Genomic DNA, 399 nt, shown 5'->3' on the forward strand with positions numbered 1-399 from the left:
CTATAGTCGTTACCTATAGTTTCTTCGTCTTCTCACCCTCCTATCTGGTTTATATCTCTTACATTTTCTTTCTGTTATATATCGGCCTCCTCCGAGGTCTCCACTAGTGCGCTCGTAGGCTGCGTCTTATTTGTAGATGCGGCAGCCATAGAGCCCTCCTCGGCGTTGTTCGTCGGCAGCGTCAGCTGTGTATAAGAGACAGTGATATGGTCGCGAGCGAATGGGGCCGGCGAGGCCCCCGCGACGGAGAACGCTGGGGTGGCGCAGAGCTGCGCAAACGATACCGCGCGGCGGTCGGCGGTCAGACGCTTCGAGTCGTCGAGACCTCGGGGAACACGATTCGGATCCAGCGCCACGGGGGCGGCAACCACCGGGCGTGACAGCGGGCCGCGCCCGGCC

General features: G+C 60.4%; 1 pseudogene. It reads right to left on the minus strand.

From position 1 onward, the window contains the following. Nucleotides 1-203: 203 nt before the first annotated feature. Nucleotides 204-399 (minus strand): annotated as a pseudogene (locus FNJ47_RS52160) (ribonuclease HII); the annotation flags it as partial.

The sequence above is a fragment of the Bradyrhizobium uaiense genome, assembly GCF_010811875.1.
Taxonomy (GTDB): Bacteria; Pseudomonadota; Alphaproteobacteria; order Rhizobiales; family Xanthobacteraceae; genus Bradyrhizobium; species Bradyrhizobium uaiense.